The sequence below is a fragment of the Corynebacterium mustelae genome (assembly GCF_001020985.1).
Classification (GTDB): Bacteria; Actinomycetota; Actinomycetes; order Mycobacteriales; family Mycobacteriaceae; genus Corynebacterium; species Corynebacterium mustelae.
This window is the reverse complement of sequence record NZ_CP011542.1, coordinates 2,698,878-2,714,649: the sequence shown is the minus strand read 5'-3', so window position 1 is coordinate 2,714,649 and position 15,772 is coordinate 2,698,878. Positions and strand designations below refer to the sequence as shown.

Here is a 15,772-nt window from a genome sequence, read left to right as displayed (position 1 = left end):
TATAATGCGGTGCGGTGGTAGCCTAGGCGCATGGATAAAGCTGCGGAAATCTGCAAGAAATACGGCTCTGCCTTTGACTACCCGAAGCCCGGAACCCGGATTGCGATTGCGTTGAAAACTCTAGGAAAAATACCAACCTACGGTCTGCGGGAATTTCCGATGACTGACGACCCTAACGAGATAACGTGGTTTTTATTCTGCGGTGCAAACACCGGGGAAGATGATTTCTTCGACGTGATGTGCATTGAACATATTGCTGAAACCCTGCCGGAGGTTATGCCGTATCTGGGGCTGGAATGCGGGTTTAGATTCGTCATCGACCATGAAGGGTACGAAGATGTCTATTTCGAAGCCCCGGGAATAAGTTAGGATATGCGTTTTGAATCTGGATTAAAACTATCGCTATTGCAGGCGTTTCTTGGGCAGATATGCCCCAAAGTCCGCGCCATAATTTTTAGCGATGATCCGAATGTTTTTCGGTTGAAAATAATAGTAGAATCGCCGCTTGCTTGGGAAGAAAAAGAAGCGATCAGCGTTGCAATGACCGAAGTCTTGTGTGATTTTCCGCAGTTTGAAACGCAGAATTTAGAAATTATCTGCGACACGAAACGAATTTCGCGGCAATTACCGCCAGGTGAACACTTCTTTTATATGCGGTGGGAAGGGGATATTGATGAGTGAAAATTTTCCAACGTCACCGACCAACTTTGCTCAGGATTTTGGGGCACGGGTGCGAATAACAAAAAGCGGAAATCATTGTGGTGATAGTGGAAAAATTTGCGGAATAAGCAGTGAAAACGAGACAGTTTATGGCTACGCCGTGAAACTCGACGGTGCCGAACGACTCGTCATGTTTGAACCAGATGATCTGGAAATTCTGGAGGGATAATCGCCATGCTGGAAGTGTATGGTGACACTCAATTAAGTATCGTCGGAACGGTATCTGAACTGCACCAACTCGGGCGAATCTTCCACAGTGTCACGGAAGAAGTAGCGGTACCCGTTGCCGCTATCGCAGATTCGCCACAGCGCATTTCCGAACTTCGGATCGTTCCGCTTGTCGACGCCACCGATCGGCTAGCCGTGGATATTGAGAACGAAATAACCTTGGTTATCGGCAGCAATAAGCAAGCGTTTCGCGTAATAGGGGACAACCTTGTGGAGTATTTCGAACCGAATGACATATCCGGTACTCACTTCCACCTGGATTGCTTTGCCGGTGATCTTAACGAAACTGATTTTGGTTTGGTTTTTGAGGTGCGGTAGTGGTGTGAAGAAATACGTGTCGTTGCAATATCGACAAATGACACCTAAAAACCCCACTCCACCGGATTTTTCGCAGGTGAAATGGGGTTTTGATGTGCGCCCCCAGCAGGATTCGAACCCGCGACCTACCGGGTAGAAGCCGGCAGCTCTAATCCACTGAGCTATGGAGGCAAGCAATAAAAGGTTAGCGCACTTGGCCGACGGTAGCAATATATACACTAACCAGCGATAAACGAAACCTGGGTCGTCGGGGGTTGCGAAATGTCTTAGGTACAAGGAGACGCAGTGATGGGGTGAGCTGGAATGGTCAGAAAATAATAAAAGATATTATGTTCGGTGTGCTAACAGGGTGAAATGTCTTTCGAAACGGTGTGAGTATTAGTGTTGACTGCATGGTTGATGTGAAAACTCCCCAATCCGCTTCGGTTCGATCATCCTGGCCCATCTATGTCGCGGCGATGGCTGTGGCTGGGCTTGTGGGTGCCGTCATCGCGTGGGGTTTCCTGGGGGAGTCGCTGGCAGCGCTGGGTATCCCCGATCCTGGGCCCATAACAACTGCGGGCTTACCATTCTTCCGGGCGGTCGCCTGGCTATGTGCCGCGTTGTCGGTGGGATCATTTCTTAGCGCCGCGTTTTTCATTTCACCGCAACCCGGTGATCTCCGTAAGACGTCGTTAAACGTCGACGGCGTGATCGCCAGCCGCACCGGGGCAATTGCCGCGCTGTGTTTTGCCATGATTTCATCACTTATGGTGCCGCTGGTGCTTTCCGACGTCTCCGGCCAGCCGTTTTCCGAAGCGGTGAAACCACGCAATTGGTCGGTCGCGCTGTCCCAAGTGGCGGAATCGCAAGCATGGCTAGGCTCCGCGGCGATTGCACTGGTTGTTGGCATCGGCGCGTTGATTCTGGCAAAAACGTGGATGTGGCAGCCGGTGTGGCTTCTTGGTGCCATCGCTATAGTTGCACCGCTGGGCCTGGAAGGGCACTCAGCCTCCGGCGGCGATCACGATTACGGCACTAATTCTTTGCTGTGGCACTTACTATTCATGATGTTGTGGGTAGGCGGTCTATTCGGACTGGTTGCACACGGTCGTCGGCTCGGACCGGGAATGGCAGTAGCGGTGCGCCGCTTTTCGACGATCGCCCTTATCTCCATCATTGCTATGGCTCTATCCGGTGTAATTAACGCTGCGATTCGGGTGCGGTTTTCCGACCTGTTCACCTCCGGCTACGGCAAAGTGATTGTCGCCAAATTCGTGCTCACCCTGCTGCTTGCGTTGTTCGGATTGTGGCACCGAAATAGCACCATGCCACGGTTAAGAACCGGCGACCAGCGGGCCTTTATTCGGGTAAGCATCGTGGAATTAGTTGTCATGGCGGCGACAGTGGGGGTGGCGATCTCCTTAGGTCGCACCCCGCCACCGCCACCACGCGTGTTTGATCTTTCTCCAATGGCATTGGAAATGGGCTACGACCTCACCATCAAACCGACCGTATGGTCAGTGTGGACAGTATGGCGCTTCGATATCATGTTCACCACACTTGCGATCGCTCTGCTCGGCAGTTATTGCTACGGGCTGTACCAATTGCGCAAGCGCAATGTTGCGTGGCCGTGGCACCGTACCTTTTGGTGGGTATTAGGCACCGTCACGTTAGGTCTGGCCATGAGCTCCGGGATTGGTTTGTATATGCCAGCCATGTTCTCCATGCACATGGTGGCGCATATGACATTATCGATGGTCATACCGGTATTTCTCGTACTTGGTGCCCCACTTCGGCTGATGTTAACTGTCACCGAACCTAATCCACAGCAGCCGGGACTGCACGAATGGGTTCAAGCATTCTTGGATTCCACTTTCCTGCGGGTAATCATGCACCCGGCGGTCAATACCATTCAGTTCATTACTATTTTCTATCTGCTGTATATCACTCCGTGGTATGACCTTATGGTTTCCGAACACGCAGGACATTTGATTATGAACTGGGTATTCTTACTGTCCGGCTACATTTACTACTGGGATATGATCGGCTCCGATCCGAAACCCAGGGACAACACGGTTGTCAGCCGACTGGCATGGTTAGTGTTCTCCATGCCATTTCACCTATATTTCGGTGTCTACCTTATGCAGCTCTCGGAAATCTTGGCAGAAGATTTCTATAGGTCCTTGCTTTTGCCGTGGGGGGTTGACCTCATGCACGACCAGAACGTTGGCGGTGGCATTGCCTGGGCTTCTGGTTCATTCCCGCTGACCGTCGTATTTGGCACATTGTTCCTCCAATGGCTTAAGGATGATCGCAAGGAAGCAAAAGAATACGATAAACGGGCAGAAGAATCTGGGGAAGGCGACCTGGATGCCTATAATGAAATGCTTGCGGCAATGAATCGGGGTGAATCGGATAATATTTCCACATACCACGACCAATCGTTTAACCGCGACTAAGTTAAAAACACGCTGTGACGATAGCCACCCGAAACCCACGTATATATGCGGGAAAGTTATGCAAATCATGCAAAAATTTGCCAGCTTTGGGAGGGATTAATGTGGATAACTATAAAGCGCAGGTTGAATTCCACAGATTTTGGAGTTTCGGCTTAAAAACATTGTGGTGGCTTCCGCATTCGATACATAGTGATTGTGAAACAGAAAAACGCTGTGAACTGGCAATGGGCCAGAAATTGGTTGTGTTTTTCTCCCGTACCGTCACTTTGGTTTTAGGAGGCCATCCATGCAACAAGCCATTACCCTTATCGGGCACCTTACCCAGGACCCGAGTCTTAAAGTCTTTGCTAGTGGAACCACTCTGACCCGGTTCCGGATAGCTGCGTCGCGCCGGGTGCGGCGTATGCCTAGATCACAAGATGATGTCTCGACTATTCCGCCAAACGAGGATGCTAACTACATCGACCGGGATCAGCTATATATCGATGTGGAATGCTGGGGAAATCTAGCGAAGAACGTACATGCTTCCGTCCGAAAAGGAAAACCGGTGATCTGTGTAGGCTTCCTCACCACCCAAGAGTGGCAAGATTCGGGAACTGGCAATACGATGTCCAAAACTATTTTGCGTGCAACATATGTTGGTTTTGAAATGCGAAACTACGCATTGCAATTCCGTCGCAATCCCATGCCGCAGGTGGAAACCGGTGGTGCGGATTTCAGCAAATACCCGCCGGAGCCTGACATCCTGCAACCGCAGGCATCTGCCGTCGAGGGGTGCAAGGATGTCAGCCACTTACCAGAAATGCCCGTCACTATGGACTCTAATGCTGACGATCGGGCAGCTGCAGGGAATAATAAAACCGAGAGTTTTGCTGTCCCTGATCCCACCCACGATATGCATCCTTCCAAGGCAACTGCATCTACCCACATGGTTGCCTGATTCTTCGGTGATACCAGAAGGGCAGATAGGGTTGTGATGTTGCATCTACCCTGCTGTGCTGGTGGTGCTGTTGCGGCCAAGATGATGTACCCTTAACAACCAAACTGTCCTATTCTATTTAAGGGGAAAATCAACGTGGGTGAATTCATCTACACGATGAAAAACGTGCGCAAGGCAATTGGTGACAAAGTCATTCTTGATAACGTAACTATGGCTTTCTATCCAGGCGCCAAGATTGGTGTGGTTGGCCCAAATGGTGCTGGTAAATCATCGATTTTAAAGATCATGGCCGGGCTTGACCAACCTTCCAACGGCGAAGCCTTCCTCGACCCAGGCGCAACCGTGGGCATTCTGCTCCAGGAACCACCGCTCAACGAGGAAAAGACTGTTCGTGAAAACGTCGAAGAGGGCCTAGGCGACATCTTCGAAAAGAAGAAGCGCTTTGATGCTATCGCAGAAGAAATGGCCACCAACTACACCGATGAGCTCATGGAAGAAATGGGCAAACTCCAGGAAGAACTGGATGCTGCCGATGCGTGGGAGGTTGACTCCAAAATTGAGCAGGCCATGGAAGCGCTGCGTTGCCCGCCATCTGATGAACCTGTTACCCATCTTTCCGGTGGTGAGCGCCGCCGGGTTGCGTTGGCGAAGCTGCTACTTTCCCAGCCGGATCTGTTGCTTCTCGACGAGCCTACCAACCACCTAGACGCGGAATCCGTTTTGTGGCTGGAGCAGCATCTTGCCAAGTATCCAGGTGCTGTTTTGGCTGTTACCCACGACCGTTACTTCCTCGACCATGTGGCTGGTTGGATCTGCGAAGTTGACCGCGGCAAGCTGTACCCATACGAAGGGAATTACTCCACCTACTTGGAGAAGAAAGCAGAGCGTTTGGAAGTTGCTGGCCAGAAAGACAAGAAGCTGCAAAAACGCTTGAAGGACGAATTAGAGTGGGTGCGTTCTGGAACGAAGGCACGCCAGGCAAAGTCCAAGGCACGTCTTGCCCGCTATGAGGAGATGGTTGCTGAGGCGGAGCAATACAAGAAGCTCGATTTTGAGGAAATCCAGATCCCAACCCCGCCACGCCTTGGTGCTCAGGTTGTAGAGGTTTCCGATTTGGAGAAGGGTTTCGACGGCCGTGTCCTTATCAAGGACTTGTCTTTCACCTTGCCTCGTAACGGCATTGTCGGAGTTATCGGCCCCAATGGTGTGGGTAAATCCACGCTGTTTAAGACCATTGTTGGTCTAGAGCAACCAGATGCTGGTGAGGTCAAGATCGGCCAGACGGTTCAGTTGTCCTATGTAGACCAGGGGCGCGAAAACATTGATCCGGAAAAAACCGTGTGGGAAGTTGTTTCGGACGGCCTCGACTACATCGTTGTCGGACAGAACGAAATGCCGTCTCGCGCGTACCTTTCCGCTTTCGGCTTCAAGGGCGCGGATCAGCAAAAACCATCGAAGGTACTTTCCGGTGGTGAGCGTAACCGCCTGAACCTGGCTTTGACGTTGAAACAAGGTGGAAACTTGATTCTGCTGGACGAACCAACAAACGACCTCGATGTCGAAACCCTATCGTCGTTGGAAAATGCATTGCAGAAGTTCCCAGGTTGTGCTGTGGTCATTTCCCACGACCGCTGGTTCCTTGACCGTACCTGTACCCATATCCTCGCGTGGGAAGGCAATATCGAGGAGGGCAAGTGGTTCTGGTTTGAAGGTAACTTCGAGGATTACGAAAAGAACAAGGTGGAACGTTTGGGCGCTGAAGCCGCACGACCATCTCGGGTTACTCACCGCAAACTGACCCGTTAATCGGCTATGCCGATATGCCGCGATGGTTTTCCTTTGTTTTGGATTACCGTCGCGGTTTTGCGTTCAGCAGCGGTTTTGTCCACGATTGCCTACTTTTGTAACAAACTATTGTGTCGGGCGGTATGGTATGTGGCAACATTGAACATGCTGTCTGGTGTGGGGTACCTACACCAACAATTTACATATTCAGCTAAAGGTTACGGGAAAGAGAACGAACACCCATCATGAGCGAAGCAACCAACGTCAACGGCAATATTCATACCGAGCAGATTCCGGTACGTTGGGGTGATTTCGATCGTTTTAATCACATCACCAACGCTGCATATGTCGAATTGGCCCAAGAAGCTCGTATGGCTTTTGCCCAGCGTGAATTCAACAAACGCGGACTGGAAATACCAGCGGTGTTCGTTCGTAAAATCGAGGCCGACTATTTGCGACCGATCCTATCCAATACCACTGAAGTAACGGTTGAGACACAGGTAATCGAAATCGGAAATACATCGTTTACCACCAGGCAAGAGATCAAAGACGCCGATGGGAATTTGTGCTGCGTGGTTGAAGTGGTCCAGGTTGCAGTAGACGTTATCACCACTCGCCCCCGTCAAATCACCGACTTTGAAATGAAAGTACTTACCTCTGCTTAGAAACACCTTTTGAGCCAATGTCAGACGAAATCATTCAACTAACACCCTTTGACCAGGGAATAAATGCATTATTGCGTCGCGTGGCGGCATTGGATGAGTCGGCGTTGGCACGGTTCAAGCAACTGGATTCAGGCGTCGAGGTTTTTGTGTCCACCCCCTTTGGGGTGCTCGCATCACGTAGGGTCGCTGGAACCATCACCCGGGATGGTTCGGTGGTAAAGGCCGCAACGTTTGTGGCAGAAGAATTCCGTGCGCCCGCAGTTGACGTAATCTGGGATGCGGGGGAGTTACCCCCAGCCGCAGGGTTTCAATTAGTGGATGTCATTCCATCCGACGTGGTTTTTAGGCTCAACCAAAGCGGCAAAGATTTGGCTCGTCAGTTTTCTTCCGCATTGGGTCCACCACAGAGCCTGCTTAATCAGACTGTTCTGACGGCAACTAATGGGGATATGACGGCGGAAATCCCCATGCGGATGATATTTGCGTTGAATGCCTTGGGTTTTATTCCCGGTGAGTCTGCGCCACCGGAGATCCCGCGACAATTGCGAGTATCTCGGACGGGCAGATGGGTGCGGGTAGATGCCCCATTTGGTTCGGTGTACCTGTGTGAGCGAATTAACTTACTGGTAATCCGCTAGTCGGGTTTATTGATGAGCATATAAGCAACGCGTTGCATGTGTTCCCGCATGGCGGCCCGGTGGCTTAGGCTTAAGGTGTGTTCATCGATGCTGTCGATGGCGTTGTCCATCATTTCTAACCACCGCTCGGCTTCTTTTTCGCCGATCTCAAATGGTGCGTGCCGCATGCGGAGGCGGGGGTGCCCTCGGTTTTCACTGAAGGTTTGTGGCCCGCCCCAGTATTGCATGAGGAACCAACGCAGACGATCCTCGGCACCTTCCCAATCATCGACGGGATACATCGGTCCGATTAGGTCATCTTCGCGGACTTGCTGGTAAAACCGGTGCACCACCAGTTGGAAGGTTTCTTCGCCGCCGACTGAGTCAAAGAACGATTGTTGAGTCTGGTTGTCGTTGGGTGAGGGTTCGGGTAAACGCATGGTTTTACTCTACGTCGTTTTTTAGCTTCGGTGTTGCAGTGTTATTGATGCTATTTTATTCATGCTTTTCGACGCGCAACGCTCATCATTTTCCCAGCTAGACTCCACAACTATAAATTAGATACTTCTTTTTGTTATCGGGTAAGTTACCTACCTGGTGGCTGCGTGCTCTACTATCGCCAAAGAGATATAGGCCACATTTTTGATTGTTCTAAGGGGTTTGCCGCCATGTCCACTACGCCGTCGGGTTTTTCCACCGCGAGCATTCATGCTGGTTACGAGCCGGATTCATTATATGGTGCCATCAATACCCCGATCTATGCATCGACGACTTTCGCCCAAGATGGACTTAATCAGCTACGCGGTGGGTTCGAATATACCCGGTGCGGTAATCCCACGATTGCGGCGTTGGAAAAAACTGTGGCGGCGTTAGAAGGCGCTACATTTGGCCGTGCGTTTTCTTCCGGCATGGCGGCAACCGATGTACTATTGCGATCCATTCTCAAGCCTGGCGACCACCTGATTTTCGGGCACGATGCGTATGGTGGCACATTCCGGCTGATTCAGTCTGTTTATGCCCAGTGGGGGATTGAGTTCAGCGTTGTAGACACGACCGATGCCAGCCAGGTGGCAGCGGCGCTGCGCCCCAACACACAACTGGTGTGGCTAGAAACGCCCTCAAACCCAGGACTAGCGATAACGGATATTGCCGCTGTTGCTGATGCGATCACAGGTTCTGAGGCGCAATTGGTGGTAGATAACACCTTTGCTTCACCCTATTTGCAAAACCCCTTGGCTTTGGGGGCAGATCATGTGTTACATTCCACCACCAAATATCTTGGTGGTCATTCGGACGTCGTAGGAGGGGTCGTGGTAACCAATTCCGCCGAGGTGGATGAAGCATTGCAATTTTTACAAGGTGGAGCTGGCGCAATTCCTTCTGTTTTTGATGCGTATTTGACGGCGCGCGGTATTAAAACTCTTGCGGTTCGGATGGATAGGCATTGCGATAACGCCGAGACGATTGCCCACCACCTTACAGCCAGTGACAAAGTGAGATGTGTTCTGTTTCCTGGGTTACCTGAGCACCCAAACCACGACGTCGCCAAGCAGCAAATGCGTAGATTCGGAGCGATGATCTCCGTGCGGTTCCATTCGGAGGAGGCAGCCCGAAAATTCTGTCTTTCCACACAGTTGATTTGTCTAGCGGAATCGTTAGGCGGGGTGGAATCACTACTGGAACATCCTGCGACTATGACTCATCAGTCTGTTTCCGGCTCGTCGTTGGAGGTGCCACGCGACTTGGTGCGAATCTCGGTGGGGATCGAAGATATTGAGGATTTACTAGCTGATATTGACCAGGCCTTGGCCCAGCTTTAAGATACGACTGCCCCCACTTACATAGAAGTCTAAAAGGTATGTCGTGAGTCCCACCCCAGAACGCGCTGCGGCGTTAACGAGGCGAATCAAACTTATAGTGATGTTCACCATCACCTATAACATTGCGGAAGCGATAGTCTCTATTTGGGCTGGGAGATATGCCTCGTCAGGGGCATTGATTGGTTTCGGAATCGACTCCTCCATCGAGGTGGCTTCTGCATTGGCGGTAGCATGGCAATTTAGCCGTAGGGATCCGAAAAAATACGAACCACTGACCCTACAGTTCATCGCGTTTTCGTTTTTCGGATTAGCCACATATGTCATAGCTGACTCCGTATTCACTCTCATCTGGCAACAACCACCCGAGGTCAGCCTGTTCGGTATAGCAATTGCGGCTGTAAGTGTGGTTATCATGCCGATGGTCAGCTACGTGGAAGGCCGTGCCGGGTTGGAATTAGGTTCCGCAACGGCGGTGGCGGACTCCAAACAAACGCTGGTGTGTGCCTGGTTGTCCGTCGCGTTGTTGGTTGGGTTGGCACTCCATGCAATCGCAGGTTGGTGGTGGGCTGACCCGGTTGCAGCTTTGGTGATTGCTGGTTTTGCACTTCGGGAAGGAAAAGAGGCATGGGAAGGTGACGCTTGCGCGCTCAGCACCGGCCGGGTCCTGGACCCAAACACGGAGCTGAACAGCGGCGCGCGCCCCTGCGGATGTGACTAGGAGGCTGCAACCGGGGCGGCGTCGACAAGCTGGTTTGCCCGGCAACGTTCAACCTTAGCTTTGCCTTCGGCTATTAGCCGGGCAACGGCAGCTGGCAGCGACTGCGCGGCGAACTCGTCTGCTCGGCTGATGCCTGCCGCTGAAACATCCCACGTGGGGTAGAGCGATTCGATCAAAGTGGAGGCTGTCTCTGTAGGCAAGGACTCCCAGATAGGCAACACACACTCAAAGTATTTCTCATTAAACTGTTGTAATTGCGCGTCCGCCCCGGGGAACGTCAATCCGGAAAGCTTGTATCGGATTGCGATATTACTCAATTCTGCAGCTTGCTCAGTAAGCTCAGTGAACACCGCAGCTTTGGCTTCGGCAGTGTTAATCGCCGCCCGAGTCCGTAGCGCACATGCTCGCCCGGTGGCGCTGGGATCAATTGCGCTTAACGCCTCGATATGCTTTTCGACGTCTCCAGCTTCGCCCGCTGCAGCTAATGCTGTTAGAGCATCCCACCGCAATTGGTTGTCGATGATCAACCCCGGAAGTGGGCTCTCGCCAGCAACAATTTTCGATAACGGGTTCACGGAGTCTGAGGTTACCTCCATTGCACTAAGCGCTTGGATGAACGCTAATTGATGATCTGAACCAGGTTGTGCGGCGGTGGCCGCGTCGACGAATGCGCGGACCAGGAGCTCGGTTCCAGTTTGCCGTGCCCACTTTGGGTCAGCGAAATCTGAAAGGGCGGTCCGTGCTTGCTGGAGGATGGTATTAAGCACGCTTATTTCCGATTCGCTGCCAGCTCCCCGAACCACCAACGCGATGAAGTCGCGGGCGCGTATCTGGCCAGAGCGGGTGGCTTGCCAGGCAGCTGACCAACACAGTGTACGAGCCATCGGGTCTGCGATCTTTTCAATGTTATGCAGCACGAAGTCGAGGGATTTTTCATCCAAGCGCATGAGGCAATAGGTGAGATCATCGTCGTTGACAAGTACCAGATCAGCTTCCGGAAGGCCGATGAACTCAGGCACTGGAGTCGCCGCTGCCGCAATGTCTAATTCGTGGCGGTGGGTGCGGACCACCTGATCGTCGACAAGCGAATAGAGCCCTACGGCAATGCGATGGCTACGTAATTCACCAGCACCCGGTGTGGCGGGGCCTTGCCGGATTTCAAAAGATGAGTATTTCCCGTCGGTGACTCCGCTGGTGGCGGAAAGTTCATTGATTCCGGTGGTTTTAAGCCACTGCTTGGCCCAATGGGAAAGGTCACGGCCAGAAGCTGCTGCCAAGGCTGCAAGGAGATCATCAAAGGTAGCATTGCTGAACGCGTGGTCTGCGAAATGCTGACGGACACCAGCAAAAAACGCTTCCCGGCCCACATATGCTTGGAGTTGTTTTAGCACCGAGGCGCCCTTCGCGTATGTGATTCCGTCAAAGTTTTGTTCTACTGTTTCGATGTCGGAAGCATCCGTGGAAATTGGGTGCGTGGAAGGCAGCTGGTCTTGTCGGTAGGCCCAAGCTTTTTCCACGTTGGCAAAAGTCACCCACGCATTCGTGTATTCGGTTGCCTCTGCTTGGGATATTGCTGCACCCCAGGTAGCAAATGATTCATTGAGCCATAGGTCATCCCACCAACGCATCGTGACCAGATCCCCGAACCACATATGAGCCATTTCGTGCAGCAACGTATCACATCGCCGTTCGTACAAATACTTGGTGTTCTTGGAAGTGAAAACGTATTCATCGCGGAAGGTGACCGCGCCTGCGTTTTCCATTGCGCCTGCATTAAATTCAGGGACGAATAATTGGTCATATTTTCCAAAAGGATATGCGACACCGAAATTAGCGTGGTAAAAGTCAAAACCTTGTTTGGTTTCGGTAAAAAGCGTCTCGGCATCCAGATGCTCGGCAAGCGATTGGCGGCAATATATCCCCAATGGGATCTCCACGTCGGTAGGAGAATCCGCTGGTGTTTGGGGCGTATGAGTCAGTTTCCCGCGCCAGGTATCGGTGACATGCGCGTAATTCCCGGCGCATATTGCCACAAGATAGGTAGACAGTGGATAACCGATTCGAGAGAAAAAGACAGCTTTATCACCATTAATTGTTTTTTGCTGCGCAGAATTGGTAATTACCTGCCAATTTTTCGGTGCTGTTATAAACAATGAATAAGTGGCTTTTAAATCAGGCTGATCGAAACATGCAAATGCCCGTTTAGCGTCCGCCGTTTCAAATTGGGTATATAAATACACCTCATTATCCACCGGGTCAATGAACCGGTGGAGCCCCTGTCCGCTGTGAGAAAATTCGCAGGTAGCTTCGATGATTAGAGTGTGGTCCCCGGCTGAAAGATCCGTGAGCCTAATACCAGTAGTCGGGTCATATTCCGCTGAATCTTCTTTAATTGGAACTGCCGAGGCGGTGATATTGACACCATCAAGTACCACGGATTCAACGGTTTTTGCAATGAGGTCAATAAAAGTGCTGCCAGGTTCGCGCAGATTGAAAGAAACAGTAGTGGTGGAAGAAAAGACGGAGTCGCTAGTGGTCACATCAATCGCGATGGTGTAGTCGAGTGCGTCGATAAGCGCGGCGCGTTCTTGCGCTTCCGTATGGGTGAGGTTTACCGATGACATGGAGCTGATGGTACCTTTCTGGCGAAAAACTGCCGGATTGTCAACAATTGGGATTGCCGGGATATACGATACTGTTAGATCTGATTTGCATAACTGCTAGAGGCGGGATTGGAAGATCTGTGATCTCGTTCCTTCAACAGATTACAACGCTTCGACACCGCTCCTTCTTCCATGACGGACATTGTCGCCGTAGCGGTGATACACGAAAGGTATAAAACAATGGCTAATGCCACTTTTTGGTTCGATGTTTCCTGCCCCTATTGCTGGCTGACCTCTCGGTGGCTGAAAGAAGTCCAACAGCACCGAGATCTTGCAGTTCACTGGGTCCCCATGAGCTTGTCGGTTCTCAATGAAGGACGAGATTTAGCCCCTGACTACATGGATAAAATGAAAGCTAATTGGGGGCCAGCTCGGGTATTTGCGAAAGTTGCTACCGAGAATCCTGACAAGGTTGATGAGCTCTATACCGAGCTAGGAACCATGATCCATCACGGAGGTGAGGGCGGAAAACAAGGTTTTGGGGCATACGACGAGCTTATTAGGCAGGCCCTGGCTAAGGTCGGCTTAGACCCGTCGATCGCGGAAGTCGCTAACACCACCGAATACGATGACCAGCTACGCCGCTTCCATGGCCAGGCTATGGCGGCGGTAGGGGATGAAGTCGGAACGCCGGTCATTCAGTTTAACGACGTAGCATTTTTCGGTCCGGTTATCACGAGGGTGCCGCGCGGCAGTCAAGCTGTCGAGCTTTTCGACGCCTGCGTGCAGCTGGCCTCCTATCCGCACTTTTTTGAACTAAAACGCACCCGAACAGAGCGCCCACAACTGTAACCAACGTCCTATCACCCCTACTTTCGCGGTGTCCGCTACACTTTTAAAGCATGCGAGTTTATCTTGGAGCAGATCACGCGGGCTTTGATATGAAAAATGCGATTGCCCGACATCTTGAAAATACCGGCCACGAGGTTATCGACTGCGGCGCTCATGTCTATGATGCAGACGATGATTACCCAGCATTCTGCATTGAGACGGCATTCCGGGTGGTTAACGACCCGGGTTCGCTGGGAATTGTACTGGGCGGATCTGGTAATGGCGAGCAGATCGCCGCAAACAAAGTGAAGGGAGCTCGGTGCGCTCTCGCTTGGTCGGTTGAGACCGCAAAGTTGGCACGCGAGCACAACAACGCACAGTTGATTGGTATCGGCGGCCGCATGCATTCCGAAGAGGAAGCTCTCGCCATTGTGGATGCATTTTTAGAACAACCATGGAGCGAAGCTGAGCGGCATCAACGCCGTATCGACATTCTCGCTGAATTTGAAAAAACTGGTATCCCGCCTGAGGTACCACAACAATAAAAATATCCGGGTACATTGCAAAGATGATGTACCCGGATATTTTATGCCATCTTAGAAGTCGAATCCTCCGCCATCGCCACCTCCGAAGAAACCGCCGCTGTCACCGCCACCAAAGAAGCCACCACCATCGTTTCCGCCGAGGAAGCCACCATCAAAGAACCCGTCGAATAATCCGCCAGATTCACCAGCGCCTTCGGCAACATCGGCGCCACCCGAATCGAATGCACCACCGGTGGGATCATCAGCAGGTAGATCTCCAGTAGCAATGCCAGATTCAAAGGCACTGGCGGATGCCACCCCAGCCATTCCGCCGAATAAAGCAGAGAACAAAACGGCGCTGCTTGCAGCCCATACGCCGGTTCGAAGCGCAGATGCCCACCACGGTTCTGAGTACCACCCAGCAGGCACCGGGCGGCCAGCGACGGCTCCACCTGGATAATAATGAGGAGTCTGCGCTGAGGCAGCGGGAGACGCGATAATCTCATGTCCATCATGGGTGATGGTACGGTGTTCGGACACCTTGCCAGCGGTCTTTTGGCCTTCTAATGGCGGTAGTTCCGGCCCTGCAGGAAGCCCCATGATTTCGCGTGCTGCGTTCATGAAATATAAGCCTTCTAACGCAGACTCCCGTGCTAGTTGTGCCTGGCGCACAGTCTGGGCAGTGGAAATTTGGGATGACGCTGCATTGTAACGCTCGGAAGCATCAGCGATAGCCTGCGTGGAGGCAGCGTCGGTGCCAGAAATGCTCAGTACTTGGGATCCCAGCCGTTCGATCCAACGCCGTGCGTCTGCGATAGCATCATCTAACTGTGTGTTGTGAGATGCGATAGCTTTCTTATTGCCTGAGCGGCTGAGTAACAAGACAACGCCGCCAATAACCACAGCGATTAGTATCAAACCCGTCATGTAGATAGTCTCCTTGATTCGTTCGTTACACTTTCCATAACAACGACCGCTAAAAAGCGAAAGTTCCCAGCGCAGATTGCTGCTCCTGGGAACTGTAATGGACGGATGGACTGGTACTGGGCAGGCGCAGTGATGACGAGGTAGGCGATGGCAGTCGCCGGGTACCTCATCCATGCGCGGAACGCACAGTGAAAGGTTTTTTTAAGAATGCACGTCCACCATAATGTGGGAATCAAACGTTTAGAGTGTTGTTTAACTCGACAGAAGAAGGACGCAGTTAGTTACGGATAACGCGCGGGAATTAGAAATACAGCGTGGCTCTAAAGGTGTTGTAGAGCGGTTGTGTAACTTGTTTCCAATGGCAGTTGGATTTCAGTTTATTCCGCTGCACCAGCTCCAGCGTGTCTAATAACTAGTCGGACTCTTTGGCTGCTTTACGCTCTGCGGTCCACTTGCGGATCTCGTCGGAGTCCCACAAGGTTAGACCGTGGTGCTTTGCAACTGGGACTGGAGCACGGCCACGTCCTGCGTAGCTGGTGAAGGTACCACGTGCGGTGCCAGAGAAAGTTGCACATTCAATAGCTGTCCAAAGTTCGCGACCAGTGTCGGCATCAATAATCGTTGGCTTCATGTTT

Annotated in this window: 17 protein-coding genes and 1 tRNA gene; 13 read left to right on the top strand and 5 right to left on the bottom strand. The window is 51.9% G+C overall.

Annotated features, from left to right (window positions below; translation table 11 throughout):
* The first annotated feature begins 30 nt into the window (after window positions 1-30).
* The 4 genes from CMUST_RS12080 to CMUST_RS12065 are packed head-to-tail and all read left to right on the top strand — an operon-like array spanning window position 31 to window position 1,266.
* Entirely contained in the window at window positions 31-369 is a 339-nt protein-coding gene (locus CMUST_RS12080; protein ID WP_047262733.1) for an immunity protein Imm33 domain-containing protein, read from the top strand.
* Between the two features lie 3 nt (window positions 370-372).
* On the top strand, window positions 373-681 hold the full coding sequence (locus tag CMUST_RS12075) for a hypothetical protein (RefSeq protein ID WP_047262732.1): 309 nt from the start codon (window positions 373-375) through the stop codon (window positions 679-681).
* Window positions 674-889 (top strand): hypothetical protein, encoded by a 216-nt coding sequence (locus CMUST_RS12070; RefSeq protein ID WP_047262731.1) that lies wholly within the window; start codon window positions 674-676, stop codon window positions 887-889. The genes CMUST_RS12075 and CMUST_RS12070 overlap by 8 nt, the downstream gene beginning before the upstream one ends.
* Window positions 890-894: 5 nt before the next feature.
* Window positions 895-1,266 (top strand): hypothetical protein, encoded by a 372-nt coding sequence (locus CMUST_RS12065; RefSeq protein ID WP_047262730.1) that lies wholly within the window; start codon window positions 895-897, stop codon window positions 1,264-1,266.
* Between the two features lie 97 nt (window positions 1,267-1,363).
* Here the strand turns inward: CMUST_RS12065 and CMUST_RS12060 are convergent.
* Window positions 1,364-1,437 (bottom strand) — tRNA-Arg (locus tag CMUST_RS12060).
* 230 nt (window positions 1,438-1,667) lie between these two features.
* Here CMUST_RS12060 and CMUST_RS12055 point away from each other — a divergent pair.
* The 5 genes from CMUST_RS12055 to CMUST_RS12035 all read left to right on the top strand — a co-directional run bounded on the left by CMUST_RS12055 (window position 1,668) and on the right by CMUST_RS12035 (window position 7,735).
* Window positions 1,668-3,707, top strand: coding sequence for a cytochrome c oxidase assembly protein (locus CMUST_RS12055; protein WP_407922011.1), 2,040 nt, complete (start codon window positions 1,668-1,670; stop codon window positions 3,705-3,707).
* 286 nt (window positions 3,708-3,993) lie between these two features.
* A complete protein-coding gene (locus CMUST_RS16100) occupies window positions 3,994-4,647 on the top strand; it encodes a single-stranded DNA-binding protein (RefSeq protein WP_052844730.1) in 654 nt (217 codons plus the stop codon).
* Window positions 4,648-4,782: 135 nt separating this feature from the next.
* Window positions 4,783-6,453, top strand: coding sequence for an energy-dependent translational throttle protein EttA (gene ettA / locus CMUST_RS12045; RefSeq protein ID WP_047262728.1), 1,671 nt, complete (start codon window positions 4,783-4,785; stop codon window positions 6,451-6,453).
* A 224-nt stretch (window positions 6,454-6,677) separates the two neighbouring features.
* Entirely contained in the window at window positions 6,678-7,097 is a 420-nt protein-coding gene (locus CMUST_RS12040; RefSeq protein WP_047262727.1) for an acyl-CoA thioesterase, read from the top strand.
* 17 nt (window positions 7,098-7,114) lie between these two features.
* Window positions 7,115-7,735, top strand: a complete 621-nt coding sequence (locus tag CMUST_RS12035) for a hypothetical protein (protein ID WP_047262726.1) — start codon at window positions 7,115-7,117, stop codon at window positions 7,733-7,735.
* On the opposite strand, the gene CMUST_RS12030 is transcribed toward CMUST_RS12035, so the two are convergent.
* A complete protein-coding gene (locus tag CMUST_RS12030; RefSeq protein WP_047262725.1) occupies window positions 7,732-8,154 on the bottom strand; it encodes a globin in 423 nt (140 codons plus the stop codon). The genes CMUST_RS12035 and CMUST_RS12030 overlap by 4 nt on opposite strands.
* Before the next feature lie 228 nt (window positions 8,155-8,382).
* Here CMUST_RS12030 and CMUST_RS12025 point away from each other — a divergent pair, with 228 nt between their 5' ends.
* Together CMUST_RS12025 and CMUST_RS12020 are read left to right on the top strand one after the other, a co-directional pair.
* On the top strand, window positions 8,383-9,534 hold the full coding sequence (locus CMUST_RS12025; protein WP_047262724.1) for a cystathionine gamma-synthase: 1,152 nt from the start codon (window positions 8,383-8,385) through the stop codon (window positions 9,532-9,534).
* A gap of 43 nt (window positions 9,535-9,577) precedes the next feature.
* Window positions 9,578-10,252 (top strand): cation diffusion facilitator family transporter, encoded by a 675-nt coding sequence (locus CMUST_RS12020; protein WP_047262723.1) that lies wholly within the window; start codon window positions 9,578-9,580, stop codon window positions 10,250-10,252.
* On the opposite strand, the gene pepN is transcribed toward CMUST_RS12020, so the two are convergent.
* Entirely contained in the window at window positions 10,249-12,876 is a 2,628-nt protein-coding gene (gene pepN / locus CMUST_RS12015; RefSeq protein WP_047262722.1) for an aminopeptidase N, read from the bottom strand. The two genes, CMUST_RS12020 and pepN, sit on opposite strands and share 4 nt — an antisense overlap.
* A 219-nt stretch (window positions 12,877-13,095) precedes the next feature.
* Here pepN and CMUST_RS12010 point away from each other — a divergent pair, with 219 nt between their 5' ends.
* Together CMUST_RS12010 and CMUST_RS12005 are read left to right on the top strand one after the other, a co-directional pair.
* The gene (locus CMUST_RS12010; RefSeq protein ID WP_047262721.1) at window positions 13,096-13,707 is read left to right on the top strand and encodes a mycothiol-dependent nitroreductase Rv2466c family protein; all 612 of its coding nucleotides are present in this window, start codon (window positions 13,096-13,098) and stop codon (window positions 13,705-13,707) included.
* Between the two features lie 50 nt (window positions 13,708-13,757).
* On the top strand, window positions 13,758-14,231 hold the full coding sequence (locus CMUST_RS12005; protein WP_047262720.1) for a ribose-5-phosphate isomerase: 474 nt from the start codon (window positions 13,758-13,760) through the stop codon (window positions 14,229-14,231).
* Window positions 14,232-14,282: 51 nt separating this feature from the next.
* Here the strand turns inward: CMUST_RS12005 and CMUST_RS12000 are convergent, their stop codons facing one another.
* Window positions 14,283-15,137 carry a hypothetical protein gene (locus CMUST_RS12000; protein WP_047262719.1) on the bottom strand — a complete coding sequence of 285 codons (855 nt, stop codon included), beginning with the start codon at window positions 15,135-15,137 and terminating at the stop codon, window positions 14,283-14,285.
* A gap of 412 nt (window positions 15,138-15,549) precedes the next feature.
* Entirely contained in the window at window positions 15,550-15,768 is a 219-nt protein-coding gene (locus CMUST_RS11995) for a hypothetical protein (RefSeq protein WP_047262718.1), read from the bottom strand.
* Window positions 15,769-15,772 lie beyond the last annotated feature (4 nt).